The following is a 14,855-nucleotide window of genomic DNA, read 5'->3' on the forward strand; positions in this document are numbered from 1 at the left end:
AGGGAAACGGGGATCACCACACAGATTTATGGGAAACTTCTGATGGCAGTCTTTATTGCTCTTTCGAGGATTTTTGCCCGGCATGGGTGTACGGATTCTTCCGCAGCATTTTTGCCTCCGGGTGTGGTATTAACGGTAATGGAACCCGTGCGTGAACTCCTGCGCAGCAGGGAGATTGGTGACGGTGCTCATCGCGTTTTGCTCACGCTGCACCGCGAGGATTTCTCCGCCCTGTATCCTGGGATGATCCGGTTTGCGCTGGCCGTTTCGTCCCATGAAAAGATTCGCGCCGTATTCAGGACCAACACGTTCGAGTACTCGCCGCTGGTTCCCCTGAAAGCAGAGACTGTTGCCGTAGAGACCGCGGATGACTGGGAAGAGCAACTCCGCACGAACCCCGCCCTCTTTTTTCAGGAGCACTGGCCGGAGTCCCGCCGAAAACAGCGTACCCCCTCGCCCGATATGGTCGTGATCCAGGGAAGTCCCCGCGGGGACGGGAACTGCAGCATCCTTGCCGGCTGGGCCGTGGAAGCCGCGCACGTTCTGGGAAAGACGGTACAGGTTATCTACCCCCATGACATGAGCATCCATTGCTGCATTGGGTGTTACCAGTGCTATAACTCTGGCTCGTGCGTCTTTGATGATGACATGGACGAGATCATCGATGCGCTCAGGGACACGTCGCTTCTCGTTGTCTGCTCGCCGGTCTATACCAACACCGTGCCCGGGGGGCTCAAACTGGTCATTGACCGCTGCCAGGCGTACCATGCCGAGCGGGTGATATCCGGCGGGAAACGGGGACAAAAAGGCCTGCTCTTTTCCGTTGCCGGGCGGAAGGGGGAGGTGAATTTTACCTGTATCACCCGTGTCATCACCGCGTTTTTGCGGAACCTGGATATTGAGCCATCCGGCGAAATTCTCATTGACCATATTGATGCGGTAAAGGATATCCGGACCATCGATGGTATGGAGCGCATCGTTAAGGAAAAAATCATCAGCCTTGTGAAAAATCACTCATAACACCTCATTCTTCAATCCGTTTTACAACGGTCCTGCCTGTCCCCGCATCTCAAACGAGTTATAGCAGCATCACCAACCCTCTTCTCATGCCGCTTGAGGATCTTCTCATCCCCATTATCATTTCGCTTGTTCTCGGTTTTGCGCTCGGTTATTTATTTGTAAAAGCGCAGATCACCGCCATTGAGGGGAAATACCGTGCGGAACTGGAAACGTGGAAGATGCAGGCCGCCGGTGAGATACGGAAAGATTCTGTGAACCGGGCACGTTCCACGCTCAAGGGTAAGATCGCAGAACAGATGGCCCCGGTATTGCCGGAGTTCCAGTTCAATCCTGCGGATGCCCGGTTTATCGGCTCTCCTGTGGATTACATTATCTTTGACGGCCTGACCGAAGTTGCCGATGAAAAGTGCAAAGAGATACGGATCGTGTTCATGGACGTGAAAAAAGGTACAGGAACTCTCACAAGAACCCAGCGGGTGATCCGCAATGCCGTCGAGAATAAGGCTGTTTCCTGGCAGACGATGAAGATAGCCGATTCGTAATTATCCGCGTAGATATCCGGTAAGAGAAGTGCTTTTTTACTAGCACTTCACATCCTATCATCAGGAAGAGGGATTATGCAGACCATCATAAAAATCATATGTTATTTTGTCGCCGTGTTTGTAATGATAAATGGGATCTGGGTAGCATTCACGCCCCCGTTTGGCGATGAGCCCATAGGGATGGCAATAGTTGCTGTGGGTATTTTTATCGGGGTCATCACCTATTCCATGGCAAAGATGACCGAAAGCCGTACCTACGATTAATCCGGTTTGCAGGGATGCATTGCCGGTGAGTACCGGCCTTTTTTTTAATTGACGATGAATGCCGGATGATGTTCAGGCACATCATCTAAAAAAAGGTTGACGGATTATTATCCCATCAGTTATACGAACGGAACGGCACGTACGCATCGTAGACCTTAACTTTATCACCCTGGGGTGTGTATACCCAGACCTCGGTCCGGTCAACGTATCCTGGCTTGGTGGTGCTGCGCAGGGAAACGGATTTTCCTTTGTAGAGGGGCCGTGTGATAGAAGCGGTCTCTACTATGCCATCGGACCGTGTGACTTTGACATCAATCTGCGTGATGACATTGAGCCCTTTTCCGCCCATGCAACTCACCGTGATCTGCGGATCGACTGCTTCACCATTACTCGCAACCTGGACATCAATGCTCCACATATCCGGCAGGGTCTCGACAGGCCCGGGCGTCAGTGAAGCAGCGGTAGTAGCTACGGGAGTTGGTGTTGCCGTTTCAATCGTTTCAACAACGGTTGGCACCGGTGTTGCCGGAGGTGCTGCCGGTTGTGTACAACCTGCTGCTACGAGCAGGAGAACAAGGACGATAAAGAGGGAAAATACCCATTTTGTGTTCATACACACACATCTTACTACGAAATATTTGAGTGTTATGGGTTTAAGGAAAAAAAGAGGGTTAATATGCCCGCTTACCTGCAGCCGGCTCGATACCGGTTGGCTGGTTGCGGATGGTCCGCTCTTTCATGATGGTATAGACTTCGTTTGCGTTTTCCTTGGGGATCTCGACAAAGGAATAGGAGTCAAGAATCCGGATCGCGCCGATCGCTTTTCCGGGGATGCCGGTCTCACCGGCAATTGCACCGACGATGTCTTTTGGGGCAACCTTGTGCTGCCTGCCAACCGCTAAGAAGAACCTGACCATGCCCACTTCGGCTCCGGTGTCGGCAAAGTCTACCTCTTCGCGCTTCTCTGCCGGGGCTTCAAGGCGCTCTTCCATCTGCATCTTTAAGAGTGCAGCGGCGATATCAACCGTGTTGAGATCTCCTTCTGTCTCCTTTTCAATGACACGGACAAAGGTTTCAAGGCCTCCTGCCTGGATCGTCTCGCGCACTGCTTCGAGCACTGCCTTGGTCCGGGTCTCTGCCACATCGCTCTGCGAGGGAACGGGCATGCGGGGGATCTGGACCTTTGCATAGTGCTGGATCTCGCGGAGCTTGTTGAAGTCCTTGGGAGAGACAAAGGTGATTGCCTTGCCGCTCTTTCCGGCACGGCCGGTCCGGCCGATACGGTGAACATAGTACTCCACATCCTGCGGGATGTCAAAGTTGATCACCATGTCAACGTCATCGACATCGATCCCGCGGGCTGCTACATCGGTTGCGATCAGGATCTCGATGGAACCTTTCCTGAACCCCCCCATCACCCGGTCGCGCTGGGACTGTTTCATATCGCCATGCAGTTCCTCGGCACGGTAACCCCGGGCCTTGATCTTGCCGGCAAGTTCTTCTGCCCTGCGCTTGGTGTTGCAGAAGATGATTGACAGGTGGGGATCGGCGATATCGATCAGGCGGCAGAGGATATCGATCTTTTCGCGTTCCTTGACTTCGATATAGCTCTGCTCGATCTTTGGCACGGTCAGTTCAGCGTACTGGACCTTGACAAACTCGGGTTTGTTCATGAACCGCTTGGAGATATCAATGATCGGCTGGGGAAGGGTTGCCGAGAAGAGCAGGGTCTGGCGATCCTGCGGAACCTTCTTTAGGATCAGTTCGATGTCGTCCCTGAAACCCATGTCGAGCATCTGGTCGGCTTCATCGAGCACTACGGTGTGGACATCGTGGAGGCTGAGCGTCCTGCGGTCAAGGTGGTCCATCACGCGCCCGGGAGTACCGATCACGATGTGGACACCGGAGTGAAGGGCCCGCAGCTGCCGGTCAATAGGCTGGCCGCCATAGACCGGAAGAACGTAGACCTTGGGGAGATGGGCGAGGAGGTGGGAGAACTCTTCAGCGATCTGGATGCAAAGTTCACGGGTGGGACAGAGCACGATTGCCTGGACAACACGTTTTGCGGGATCGATCTTTTCGATGACAGGGATACCGAAAGCGGCAGTCTTGCCGGTACCGGTTTGTGCCTGGGCGGTAACGTCACGCCCAGCCTGTATGAGAGGAATGGCGAGTGCCTGGATAGGCGAGGGCTCTTCGAAGCCCATATCTTCAATGGCTTTTCCGAGTTCCTTTGAGAGGTGGAAGTCGGAGAACTGTATACGAGTATTCATATCGCTCCTCTATTTAGCGTGTGAGCTCATAAGATGGCGTACTGAACCACGGATTTTTAGGTCAGGGTGAAAAAGAGACGATCTCACGGACGAACAGGGCAATATTTTTATCAGGATTCATCGTAATGGGGAATAGTTATTACTTCCCGGATAACAAGGGGGAATCAATACCATGATCACCGGTTACCGTACAATTCTCAGGATTGTCCTGCTTTTTTTCATCTGTTCAATCCTGTTTGTACCGGCACTGGCCTCACAGAACCAGGAAGTTATCACCGTTGTACTGGATAATAATTATCCCCCGTTTTCATTTCTGGACCATGAAGGAAATCTGCAGGGAATCCTTATCGATGAATGGATGTTATGGGAGCAGAAGACCGGCATTCATGCAGAATTACATCCCATGAACTGGGACGATGCCTTGCACCGGATGGAAGCAGGGGAGTTTGATGTTATTGATACCATTTTTTACAATGAAGATCGTGCCAAAATCTATGATTTTACCCAGCCCTATGCAACGATCGATGTCCCCATATTTTTCAACAAAAATATCGCAGGAATTTCCGGCCCCACAACCGCACAGGGTTTTGTGGTTGGAGCGAAATCCGGTGACAACGCCATTGATGTCTTAAAAAAATCCGGGGTCGACGAGATTCTGGAATTTAACAGTTATGAAGAGATTATCCAGGCAGCTAAAGATGGCCGGGTGGTGGTCTTCTGCGTGGATAAGCCGCCGGCGATGTATTTCCTGTACAAAGCGGGAATCCGTGACCAGTTCCAGCAGACCGCCCCACTTTACACCGGCGCATTTCACCGTGCGGTTAAGAAAGGGAACAGTGAAACCTTAAAAAAAGTAGAGGACGGGTTTAGTAAGATCACCCCCTCTGAACACGCTGACATCGATCGAAAGTGGTACGGCACGCCGCTGGTGTCGCAGGAATACCTGAAGTATATCATTGCCGGCGGGCTGGTTATCCTCCTTGTCCTGTTAGTATTAATGGTTGTGAACCGCACCCTGAAACGAAAAGTCGCGCAGCGGACCCAGGAACTGGATGTAGAGCTGAAACAGCGCAAAAAGGCAGAAGAGGAACTTACTGCTGCCTATGAAGAGATGACCTCAACTGCTGAAAAACTAAAACAAAATTACGACGAGCTCCACCGGAGCCAGGATGCCCTCACCCAGGCCCGCAAGAAACTCAATCTCTTAAACATCATCACGTTCCAGGATATCCAGAACGCACTCTTCAGTCTTCAGGGGTATATTGAACTGCAAAAAGACCTTCCCATGGATGAAAAAGCCGGAGCATACTTAAAAAGAGAGAAAGAGGTGGCTGATAAAATCTCAAGTACGCTCGCCTTTGCCCGGAATTTCCAGGATATGGGGATAAATCCCCCCCTTTGGCAGAACGCAAACCAGGTATTTCTCGTTGCCATCTCCCACCTGGATCTATCGAAGATTGAGAGGAAGAATAACCTGGATAACCTGGAACTGTATGCCGATCCCCTGTTAGAGACCGTATTTTTCAAGCTGGTCGAGAATGTGACGAAACATGGCAAGACGGCAACAGAGATTTCCCTCTACTACCGTGAAACAACCGACCATCTCACGTTATTTATTGAGGATAACGGCAGAGGAATTCCGGATGCGGATAAGGAACAAATATTTGAACGGGGATATGGAGCAGGGAAAGGTATGGGACTGTTCCTTGTCCGGGAAATTCTTGGTATTACCGGCATCACCATCCATGAGACCGGCGAATCCGGGAAAGGTGCCCGGTTCGAGATTTCCGTGCCGAAAGGGGCGTACCGGTTTACCGGATGAACCTCACAATACGGGCTTAACGGTTTTTTTACCAAGAGTTGCTAACAATCATTATTTTGTCCAAAACAAGACCAACAAGGTCAAACAGGGAATTTATCCGGCTGTGCTGGATAATGTATTTATTGCACTTTATCGTAATGGCATTAGTCATTACTTTCGGGCACGCTAGAGGGGGCAACAAAAACTATGTTTTTTAATCATCGCACATCGCTTCTGATTCTCCTGCTTACCCTGCTTTGTATCTTCATAAGCACTCCTTCGCTTGCTGCGCCCGGCCAAACGGCCGAACATGACAATGTTGTCACGGTTGTCATGGATAACAACTATCCGCCTTTCTCGTACCGTGATGCCAGTGGGAATCTTGCCGGTATCTCGGTGGATATGTGGCGGCTCTGGGAGAAACAGACCGGCAGAAGAGTAGTGATAACCGGTCTTGAGTGGGACGACGCGATCCAGCGGATGGAAAACGGGGAGTTCGATGTCATTGACACGGTCTTTTACTCCGACGAACGGGCGAAGATCTACGATTTCACCCCTCCGTATTCCGATGTGGATGTGGTGATTTTTTTTAATGCAAACGTCTCGGGCATATCCAGTCTCGAATCGCTGAACGGTTTTGTTGTCGGGATGCACAAAGGGGACAGCACGGTTGAGGATGCCCGGAAAAAAGGTGTTACGGTCAGGGAATATGACAGCTATGAACAGGTCGTCAAAGCGGCAAAAACCGGTGAGATCGTCGTGTTTATTCTCGACAAGCCCAGCGGTGTCTATTACCTCTACAACCAGGGAATCCAGGACCAGTTCAGGTACACGCCTCCTATTATGTCTGGAGCCCTCCACCGGGCAGTGATGAAGGGCAATACTGCACTCCTCAATGACATAAATGCCGGGTTTGACAAGATCCCAAAGAGCGAGTATGAAGCCCTCGACCGCACCTGGTATGGCACACCTGTAGTCAGCAACGAGTACCTGCGGATTATTGTCATCCTTACCGGCACCGTCATTTTTATTATCGTCCTGCTGGTGGTCTGGAACCGCACGCTCAAAAGGACGGTCTCTTTGAGGACTGCCGAACTCAATGCAGAGCTGGACCAGCGTAAACGGGCTGAGGAGGCATTGAACCGGGTTTCGCGGAAGCTGAGCCTGTTAAACCGGATCACGTTTACCGATATCCGGAATGCATTGTTCTCTCTTTCGGGGTACCTGGAACTTGAAAAACAGCTGCCTGCGGATGAAAAAACACAGGAATACCGGCATAAACAGGAGACAATTATCCATTCGATTTCTGCGTCTCTCCAGTTTGCGAAGAAATACCAGGATCTTGGCATAAAACCCCCGGCGTGGCAGGATGTCTCCCAGGTTTTTGCAATAGGGATTTCGCACATTGACAGTTCAAAACTGAGCCGGAACATCCAGCTGGATAATCTGGAGATCTATGCCGATCCGCTCCTTGAGAATGTCTTTTACTCCCTGGCAGAAAATGTCCTCCTCCACGGGATGACCGCTACGGAGATTTCACTCTGGTACCGAAAAACCCCGGAGGGACTCACGCTGGTCTTTGAGGATAATGGTGCAGGCATTCCCGAACAGATTAAAGAAAAGATTTTCGAACGAAGAATGGAAGGCAAGATTGGACTGGGTCTTTATCTTGCGCGGGAGATCCTGTCCATCACAGGCATCACGATCAAAGAGACCGGTATCGAAGGCAAAGGCGCCCGCTTCGAGATCCTAGTGCCGAACGGAGCGTTCCGGTTTATGGGCAGTAATTCATAATCCCATGATCTGTAATTTTTTTACCAAGAGTTGCTGACGATCATATTTTACTGTCCAAAACAAAACCAACAACCGGAGATCTCATGAAAGTTGTTGCATTCAATGGCAGTGCGCGAAAGGACGGGAACACAGCAATTCTTGTCGATACGGTGTTTGATGAACTGAAAAAAGCAGGCATTGAAACCGAACTTGTCCAATTCGCCGGAAAGAAGATCCGGGGCTGCACCGCATGCATGAAGTGTTTTGAGAACCAGGACCAGCGGTGCGCGGTGAAAGGGGACATCATTAACGACTGTATTGAGAAGATGCTCGAAGCTGATGGTATTATCCTTGCTTCCCCGACGTATTTCGCTGATGTTTCTTCAGAGATGAAAGCCCTGATTGATCGGGCGGGATTTGTGGCAAAAGCCAACCAGGATATGTTCCGGCGGAAGGTAGGTGTAGGAGTGATTGCCGTGCGCAGGGGGGGTGCGATTCACGCTTTCGATACCCTCAATCACTTCTTTTTCATCAACCAGATGATTGTGCCGGGCTCTTCGTACTGGAATATCGGTATCGGTCTTGCACCGGGCGATGTGAACGGGGATGATGAAGGGATCACGACCATGAGAACGCTGGGCATCAACATGGCGTGGCTGATAAAAAAACTGGAATAATTTTTATATGTTTCATCTATTTGAGTGGATTGCAGATGGGGGCTGATGCCCCCATACCCCCCTATATGATGAACGCCGCCGCCCCCGACGAAGCGGCCGAACAACCCCCAAAGGGGGTGGGTTGGCTCTTTTTTTGTAAAAAAAAAATGTAGTGATTTTAATGGTTCGTGTGTGAAGTCTCGTTTATCTGCGTTTCAGCAAAGCCAGTTTAATTACACGTCTATTGTCAGGTCGTCCGTAGCAACAATCAGACCCGGCCATTCCTTTTCGTACCGCTGCTGCAATGCCTTCCGCTCGTCAACCGTCTTGTACACCTCGGCCCCGAAATGCATGAGGGCGAGCCGCTTTGCGTGCGCCTGCCGGGCAATATGGATCGCGTCCTCCGGGTTGAGATGGGGCCAGTCCGGGCTCTTACCGCCGGGTTTGAGCCCGCATTCGGTGATGAGGAGATCTGTATCATACCCGAGCGCAATCGCGTTGTCACAGATGCCGGTATCGGTACAATACGTGATCACTTTTCCGTCAATCTCCAGCCGGTACCCGAAACAGGGGGCCGGGTGAACGAGCGTGCGGCACTCGATGGTAAACGGCAGGGAATGCCTGCCTTCAGAGAGTTCAGTGATATCAGCCTTGTAGGGAAGACCGGAGAACGGCACCGTGTAGGGTTCCCGGACAAATGCATTGAGATCCGCTACACTCCCTTTCTGGGTGAAAACGTGCAGGCCTCCTTTTAACCTGAACTTGACGAGCGTGTGCAGTCCCGCGATGTGGTCGATATGGAGGTGACTGATGAACAGGTACACCGGTTTTTTCTGGGTGATATACCGGTCCGCTTTTGCTATGCCATTCCCTGCATCGAAGATGATATCGAACTCCTCTGACTGGACAAGCACGGAGACCGTATTGCCGGCAAGGGTATCAAACCAGCCATTGGTGCCGAGGAATGTGACCTGCATAGTAGTGCGTTTGCTGTCCAACGGCAAAATAGTTCAGGTACAGATGATCCTTTTTTATTCCTGAACATCGATGGTCGATATACGAAGGAGAACTGATGTTCATGAAACAGACCTGTCTTGTCATCATTGTTGCAGCCCTGTTCCTGTGCTGCATCTGTATGCCGGTGGGTGCGGCTATACAGGAAGTCACGCTCAAAGGAACGATTGCCACCCTCAGCCAGTCCACGAATACCATTACTATCGAACACCCCCTGAAATACGGGTGCAGCTATCCCGCAAGTGGTGCACCGGTCTGTACCTTCATCCCGATGAGCGTTGAGGTTCTTACCGGGACAGTACCGGATGTGTCTGCGTTTTCTGTCTTTAAAACCGGTGATCCGGTTGTTGCGACCAGCCTTGGTGGCGCAGGACAGAACTGGATAACCCTGGCAAAACTGTTCGGTTCACGTCCCAACGAAGAGATGGTGACCGATATTGTCGGAGATATGGGCACGATCCCCACGCCGCTCATCGGCAATTACGCGTTGGATGCAGTTACTATTCCTGACTGCTCTGCCTGCCTGGGCACGGTCTGTACTGCCACGGCAGCAAATGTCAGGGTGAAGAGCGAGGGTATGGAAGTCTCTGCAAAGATACTCAAGCCCGGTGATTCCTTTACCTATAATGGCAGGAACGACGGTTCAAGCGTGGCAGTTTCGTTTGTCAGTGGAGAAGCATCGTCCAGCACCTGCCCGGGCAAATCGGGTATGCCCGGGCCCCAGGCGATTTCTGTTTACGTAGTCAAGGTCGTACCACCCATCAGTGCAGCGCAGACCAATATCCGCACGGCAACCACAACCCGCCCGGATGAGGCGCTGACACCGCAGACCCCAATCGCTTCCACTCCAATTCCTACTACGAAATCCGGCATGCTGCCGCTCACGGTAATTGGTGCGGTCGGGCTTGCGGGACTCTACCTTTTTATGAAGAAGGAATAATCCTTTTTTAGCACCGGATTCGCCCGGTATGATACAAAATAATATAGGGAGGCCTGCCGAGTATCATGCATGGCAGTCTTTCCCATCATCTCTGACGGAATCGTGGAGGCAGACAATCATGCAGGATAGGACCCATTCGTTGCCTGCACAGTTCCGGCACGGTTCCTTACTGGTACGGGCATTTGTCATCGCTCTGCTCAGCCTTGCTGTGCTGAGCGGCGGCGCCCTTGCCAATCCCCCTGCGGATGCAGTCATGATTTATGATCAGAACTCCGGGGATCTTGTTATCACGATCACCCACCCGGTTGACGATCCCACCACGCATTATGTGAAACAGGTAACGGTAACACAGGGAGATACCGTGCTCGTTGACAAGTCCTATACCAGCCAGCCGGACCGGTCATCGGTCACCTACCGGTACAATCTCCCGCAGCTCAAAGGAACCGGTGGCGTGATAAACGTGGATGCGCAGTGCAGCCTTTTTGGTTCACGGTCAGGCACGCTCACCCTGAGCGGGACCCCCGCTTCAGGTACACCGGATAGTACCGCCTCCGCAACGACGGCTCCTGCCAAATCCCCGGCGGGAGTATTTGCAGTACTTTTGGCAATCGGATTTGTTGCACGACAGATCCTGAAATAATCCGGCAATACCGGCACAAACCGATTCATTTTTCCTTATCTTTTACATCCCCCGGCCCGGTACGATCACAACCTTATCATAGATACGCCCCGAACCAGAATGCATACAAAAAACGGTGTGCTATGGTACGTGTTGGTGTCCATGTTTCGATTGCAGGCTCGCTCGATCTCGCGGTAGACCGGGCAAAGGATGCCGGCTGCGATGTCTTCCAGCAGTTCTCAAGAAACCCGCGGGGCTGGGGATTCAAACCCCTGTCAGAGGCTGATTGCGCTCTGTACCGGGCAAAGATCAAAACCACCGGCATCCTCCCGGTCGATCACATGCCCTATCTCCCGAACCTTGCCTCCCCGAAACCGGATATCTATGAAAAATCCATAATCGCACTTACCGAAGAACTTGACCGGTGCGGAAACCTGGGTATCCCCTATCTTGTCACCCACCTTGGCCACCATCTCGGTGACGGGATTGCCGGTGGCAGGGCCCGGGTGATAAAAGCGATCAATGTCTCACTTTCCAAATCCGATAATACGGTCAAGCTGCTCCTTGAGAACACTGCGGGAGAGAAGAACAGCGTCGGGAGCAGTTTCGAGCATATCCGGGGGATCATGGACGGCATTGACACCCCCGGACGGGTAGGCATCTGCTTTGACACCTGCCACGCGTTTGCTGCCGGCTATGAGCTGAGGACCGATGAGGGAATCGCAGATACCGTTGCGCAGTTCGATGAACTTCTTGGTATCAAGAACCTCAAAGTCGTGCACCTGAACGACACGAAAGCCGACCGGAACAGCGGCCTTGACCGGCACGAGCACATCGGTATGGGGTTTATCGGAGAAGACGGGTTCCGTTGTATCTTACACCATCCGGCCTTTAGGGATTTGCCCCTGGTCTGCGAGACCCCTGTCGACGATCGGCGGGATGATCGCGGGAACATAGAGGCAGTCCGTACTCTTGCCCGTTAAATCCCGATACCTTTTTTCCTGTCCGGTAACCATGCTCATATAATCATGGCAAGGAGATTCTGTCCAAAGTGCGGCGCAGTACAGGAGTTCCAGGTCCAGAAGTTCTGCACCTCCTGTGGGTCACCGCTTCCGGACCCGGCTCCTGCACCAGGTCCTGTTACCGGTTTGCGTATGCCGGTCTGGATTGTAGTGATCGCCGGTATCCTTGTCCTTGGTGCCGCAGCAGTGCTCCTCTTCCCGCACCTCGTGCAGGGCACCCCTTCGGCAGGAATAGCCGGTGACGGGACTAGTTCCGCCCTCAGGCAATCCCCGTCTGGCACGCCCCTTTCCGGAATGACGACGGTTCCCACGACCGGCGCTACGGTCACTGCCGTGGCTACGAAGATTTCAACCCCCGTCACGACTACCATCCCAACCACTCCACCGACCACGGTTCCCCCAACTTCTCTGCCAACGCTCACGCAGACTTCAACCCCCAAACCCACGACGACCGTGCCAACGCCGGTACCTACACCTGAAACGACAACTATCATTACGCTGGCAGTCACGCAAGTCCCCCCTCAGCCTCCATCAAGCTCTTACACCAGCAGCACCCCGGGAGCGACTTATATCGATCCTGCTGCACTTGAGGGGCGGGTACATGAGCTCATCAATGTCCAGCGTCAGCAGAACGGACTCTCCACTCTTTCCTATGATTCGTTCCTTGCGGATATTGCACGGGGGCACAGCTGGGATATGGCGACCCGGAACTTCTTCGAGCATGAAAACCCGGAAGGGAAAAATGCCCGGGCGCGGGGGAATGCGGCCGGGTATCCCTGTATACGGGACATGGGTACTTATACCTACGAAGGAATCTCTGAAAATCTTTTCATGGGATACAGGTACAGTTCCTACCTGACCACCAACGGGGTGATCACGTCATATAACTGGAGCCCGATGGATGAGATTGCTGAGCGGACTGTCGATGGATGGATGAACAGCCCCGGGCACCGTGAGAATATCCTGACGGAACATCTGTTCCGGGAAGGAATCGGTGTAGCATTTTCGTCAGATGACAAGATTTACATCACCGAGAATTTCTGTTGATCAGCAGACCCCCCCCTTTTTAATAAAAAAGATCTTTTACCGAAGATGATTATCGCAGGCCGGCTTTCTGGTACTGGGAAACTTCAACCGGCTGCTCGTAGTAATCCGAAGAATAGAACCGTTCCTGCACCTCCCCCACCACATTCTCAAGATCTTTAGTCAGCGCGAGACACTCCTCTCCTTTTACCCCTTTGACATGGACCAGTACCCTGCCCTCGTTGTCAATCGTAATTTCCAGTTCCTGCATGGTCATTTCTCTCTCCTCTCTTAATTCAGCCTGAATACCTGTGCATCCCGTTTTACGATCAGACCGGTCAGCAGGTCTCGTGCGGTAAGGCACAGGTATCCCTGGCGGTCAAGTAAAAACGTGAGTTCAAAGCGTGGTTCGCCTTTCTGTGCCGGCGGCGATGCATGGAGCAGGGTCGGCTCCTGCTCATTGACCAGCACCGGGCACTTCGCCGGTAGTGCATCAGGAGCAGGCCCGGCGATCTGCAGTTCTCCTTTGATGTTTGAGACCAGTTCTATATGGCTGTGCAGGTCGTGGTCTGCGGTGCTGATCTCGCAGAGCGGGATGCCCAGGTATGCCTGCCCGTCATAGGCTCCGCTGATGATGAACCGGGCAACCTGTCCGGCACTGGGATAGCGGGCGCCGTTTCTGACAATAAACCGGTACCGGTATTCGCGGGCAACAGGATCCCAGTGACGAATGGCATAATCGTTCCTGATCCGGTTGGGTTCAGGAGTTTCGGGATTCGCCGCAGCAGCGCCACGCGCAATTGCATCCACCGGATGATCGCTGTGAACTTTTGGTCCCCACCGCTGTCTGACCGCGTCCTGCACACAGGAAATGGCACTGCCTTCCCCTACCATCAGCACAGCCGTGATCCGCTCCTCTTCATGCCTGCGGATACCGGCAGCGGACAGCGCCCGGTCAAGTGCCCCTTGAATGACGGTAAACAGTCCCCGTTCCTCAAGAATCCGGCCGAGGTCTGCCCTGCTGACCGGTGTGGTGAGAGAAAATCCGGAAACCGGGTCGGTAACCTGAACCTCCGCTTCCACGTTCAGCACCAATGCTGTCCGTGCCCGCCGCACTTCGTTACGGATCATGGGGAGCAGCCGGGCTGCCCGGGGATCGGTTTCATGCAGCCGGTTGCGGGCAAGAAGATCCTGCACTATCCAGGTATCGATCACGGCTCCCCCCGTATCAGTGTGCGCCTTTCCGAGTACCCGGGAAAAGAGGCCTCCTGCCTCCTGCGAGAATTCTGAGGGTGTGACAATCGCGATATCGATCCCGTCCGGGTGGAAATCGATCAAGAGGAAGAGTGATCCCGGTAAAAGGGGCAGGCCATATCCCTGTACAGCGGCACATGCCTCATCGATCACGAACGGGACGCTGAACCCGGCGGCAGTTGCCACTGCGCAGAGCCACGCGGAATACGGTTCGGGAGCGTCAAGCGGGACGGAGAAGACCACTTCATTCGTGCCCGTGCTGTTACGGGGTAAATGGGTGAGGAGTGCGGTGAGGAAATCGGTGCCTGCAATCCGGTATCCCGTCATCCTCCCGTTCCCTGCGGGTACCTGCACCGTGCTGTTCTCGAGAATGTAGTGGCGTAACCAGCGTGCCACCCCGGCAGGAATCATACCTTCCGGCAGCGTTGCAGCCCCGATGTACCGGGTGCCGTTATCGCTGTACTGGATCTGTGACGGAATCCGGGGGACGAGATCGTCCGTCCCTGCAACCGGAAAAGGATGGGACCCGCCGGCGGGATCGTGGAGCCGTATCGTGCCGTTTTCCTCCCGCAGGGCAACAACCGTACTGTCAGTGCCAAAATCCACGCCCAGATGCTGCCTTCCGGTTCCCGCCAGGTGGTTATTTTGCATACC

Annotated in this window: 15 protein-coding genes; 10 read left to right on the forward strand and 5 right to left on the reverse strand. The window is 53.0% G+C overall.

The annotated features are described in order from the left end of the window. The first annotated feature begins 138 nt into the window (after positions 1 to 138). The 3 genes from WC593_04280 to WC593_04290 all read left to right on the forward strand — a co-directional run bounded on the left by WC593_04280 (position 139) and on the right by WC593_04290 (position 1,826). Entirely contained in the window at positions 139 to 1,020 is an 882-nt protein-coding gene (locus WC593_04280) for a flavodoxin family protein (protein MFA4824356.1), read from the forward strand. Between the two features lie 86 nt (positions 1,021 to 1,106). Then, positions 1,107 to 1,562 (forward strand): Holliday junction resolvase-like protein, encoded by a 456-nt coding sequence (locus WC593_04285; GenBank protein MFA4824357.1) that lies wholly within the window; start codon positions 1,107 to 1,109, stop codon positions 1,560 to 1,562. 75 nt (positions 1,563 to 1,637) lie between these two features. Continuing rightward, on the forward strand, positions 1,638 to 1,826 hold the full coding sequence (locus tag WC593_04290) for a hypothetical protein (protein MFA4824358.1): 189 nt from the start codon (positions 1,638 to 1,640) through the stop codon (positions 1,824 to 1,826). A gap of 115 nt (positions 1,827 to 1,941) precedes the next feature. On the opposite strand, the gene WC593_04295 is transcribed toward WC593_04290, so the two are convergent. Continuing rightward, on the reverse strand, positions 1,942 to 2,439 hold the full coding sequence (locus tag WC593_04295; GenBank protein MFA4824359.1) for a hypothetical protein: 498 nt from the start codon (positions 2,437 to 2,439) through the stop codon (positions 1,942 to 1,944). Positions 2,440 to 2,497: 58 nt separating this feature from the next. After that, positions 2,498 to 4,099: a DEAD/DEAH box helicase gene (locus WC593_04300; GenBank protein MFA4824360.1), complete on the reverse strand. Its 1,602-nt coding sequence runs from the start codon at positions 4,097 to 4,099 to the stop codon at positions 2,498 to 2,500. 172 nt (positions 4,100 to 4,271) lie between these two features. Here WC593_04300 and WC593_04305 point away from each other — a divergent pair, with 172 nt between their 5' ends. The 3 genes from WC593_04305 (at position 4,272) to WC593_04315 (ending at position 8,350) form a co-directional block, all read left to right on the forward strand. Then, positions 4,272 to 5,921, forward strand: a complete 1,650-nt coding sequence (locus WC593_04305; GenBank protein MFA4824361.1) for a transporter substrate-binding domain-containing protein — start codon at positions 4,272 to 4,274, stop codon at positions 5,919 to 5,921. Between the two features lie 186 nt (positions 5,922 to 6,107). Then, a complete protein-coding gene (locus tag WC593_04310; protein MFA4824362.1) occupies positions 6,108 to 7,694 on the forward strand; it encodes a transporter substrate-binding domain-containing protein in 1,587 nt (528 codons plus the stop codon). Positions 7,695 to 7,777: 83 nt separating this feature from the next. Further along, the gene (locus WC593_04315) at positions 7,778 to 8,350 is read left to right on the forward strand and encodes a flavodoxin family protein (GenBank protein ID MFA4824363.1); all 573 of its coding nucleotides are present in this window, start codon (positions 7,778 to 7,780) and stop codon (positions 8,348 to 8,350) included. Between the two features lie 212 nt (positions 8,351 to 8,562). Here the strand turns inward: WC593_04315 and WC593_04320 are convergent, their stop codons facing one another. Further along, positions 8,563 to 9,306, reverse strand: coding sequence for a ribonuclease Z (locus tag WC593_04320; protein ID MFA4824364.1), 744 nt, complete (start codon positions 9,304 to 9,306; stop codon positions 8,563 to 8,565). Between the two features lie 101 nt (positions 9,307 to 9,407). On the opposite strand from WC593_04320, the gene WC593_04325 reads away from it, so the two are divergent. From WC593_04325 to WC593_04340, 4 genes are all read left to right on the forward strand, one after another. Continuing rightward, entirely contained in the window at positions 9,408 to 10,283 is an 876-nt protein-coding gene (locus WC593_04325) for a hypothetical protein (protein ID MFA4824365.1), read from the forward strand. A gap of 118 nt (positions 10,284 to 10,401) precedes the next feature. Further along, a complete protein-coding gene (locus WC593_04330; GenBank protein MFA4824366.1) occupies positions 10,402 to 10,923 on the forward strand; it encodes a hypothetical protein in 522 nt (173 codons plus the stop codon). A 122-nt stretch (positions 10,924 to 11,045) separates the two neighbouring features. Continuing rightward, a complete protein-coding gene (locus WC593_04335; protein ID MFA4824367.1) occupies positions 11,046 to 11,885 on the forward strand; it encodes a deoxyribonuclease IV in 840 nt (279 codons plus the stop codon). A gap of 45 nt (positions 11,886 to 11,930) precedes the next feature. Next, positions 11,931 to 12,971 carry a CAP domain-containing protein gene (locus tag WC593_04340; protein ID MFA4824368.1) on the forward strand — a complete coding sequence of 347 codons (1,041 nt, stop codon included), beginning with the start codon at positions 11,931 to 11,933 and terminating at the stop codon, positions 12,969 to 12,971. Between the two features lie 49 nt (positions 12,972 to 13,020). Here the strand turns inward: WC593_04340 and WC593_04345 are convergent, their stop codons facing one another. Beyond that, positions 13,021 to 13,224 (reverse strand): DUF2997 domain-containing protein, encoded by a 204-nt coding sequence (locus WC593_04345; protein ID MFA4824369.1) that lies wholly within the window; start codon positions 13,222 to 13,224, stop codon positions 13,021 to 13,023. A 14-nt stretch (positions 13,225 to 13,238) separates the two neighbouring features. Then, on the reverse strand, positions 13,239 to 14,852 hold the full coding sequence (locus tag WC593_04350; protein ID MFA4824370.1) for an Hsp70 family protein: 1,614 nt from the start codon (positions 14,850 to 14,852) through the stop codon (positions 13,239 to 13,241). Positions 14,853 to 14,855 lie beyond the last annotated feature (3 nt).

This window comes from Methanoregula sp. (assembly GCA_041645435.1).
GTDB lineage: Archaea > Halobacteriota > Methanomicrobia > Methanomicrobiales > Methanospirillaceae > Methanoregula.

What these genes read in the sequence shown, in the direction of transcription:
- WC593_04280 (MFA4824356.1), top strand. Translation starts at nt 139, where the DNA reads ATGGAACCCGTGCGTGAACTCCTGCGCAGCAGGGAGATTGGTGACGGT.
- WC593_04285 (MFA4824357.1), top strand. Translation starts at nt 1,107, where the DNA reads ATGCCGCTTGAGGATCTTCTCATCCCCATTATCATTTCGCTTGTTCTC.
- WC593_04290 (MFA4824358.1), top strand. Translation starts at nt 1,638, where the DNA reads ATGCAGACCATCATAAAAATCATATGTTATTTTGTCGCCGTGTTTGTA.
- WC593_04295 (MFA4824359.1), bottom strand. Translation starts at nt 2,439, where the DNA reads ATGAACACAAAATGGGTATTTTCCCTCTTTATCGTCCTTGTTCTCCTG.
- WC593_04300 (MFA4824360.1), bottom strand. Translation starts at nt 4,099, where the DNA reads ATGAATACTCGTATACAGTTCTCCGACTTCCACCTCTCAAAGGAACTC.
- WC593_04305 (MFA4824361.1), top strand. Translation starts at nt 4,272, where the DNA reads ATGATCACCGGTTACCGTACAATTCTCAGGATTGTCCTGCTTTTTTTC.
- WC593_04310 (MFA4824362.1), top strand. Translation starts at nt 6,108, where the DNA reads ATGTTTTTTAATCATCGCACATCGCTTCTGATTCTCCTGCTTACCCTG.
- WC593_04315 (MFA4824363.1), top strand. Translation starts at nt 7,778, where the DNA reads ATGAAAGTTGTTGCATTCAATGGCAGTGCGCGAAAGGACGGGAACACA.
- WC593_04320 (MFA4824364.1), bottom strand. Translation starts at nt 9,306, where the DNA reads ATGCAGGTCACATTCCTCGGCACCAATGGCTGGTTTGATACCCTTGCC.
- WC593_04325 (MFA4824365.1), top strand. Translation starts at nt 9,408, where the DNA reads ATGAAACAGACCTGTCTTGTCATCATTGTTGCAGCCCTGTTCCTGTGC.
- WC593_04330 (MFA4824366.1), top strand. Translation starts at nt 10,402, where the DNA reads ATGCAGGATAGGACCCATTCGTTGCCTGCACAGTTCCGGCACGGTTCC.
- WC593_04335 (MFA4824367.1), top strand. Translation starts at nt 11,046, where the DNA reads ATGGTACGTGTTGGTGTCCATGTTTCGATTGCAGGCTCGCTCGATCTC.
- WC593_04340 (MFA4824368.1), top strand. Translation starts at nt 11,931, where the DNA reads ATGGCAAGGAGATTCTGTCCAAAGTGCGGCGCAGTACAGGAGTTCCAG.
- WC593_04345 (MFA4824369.1), bottom strand. Translation starts at nt 13,224, where the DNA reads ATGACCATGCAGGAACTGGAAATTACGATTGACAACGAGGGCAGGGTA.
- WC593_04350 (MFA4824370.1), bottom strand. Translation starts at nt 14,852, where the DNA reads ATGCAAAATAACCACCTGGCGGGAACCGGAAGGCAGCATCTGGGCGTG.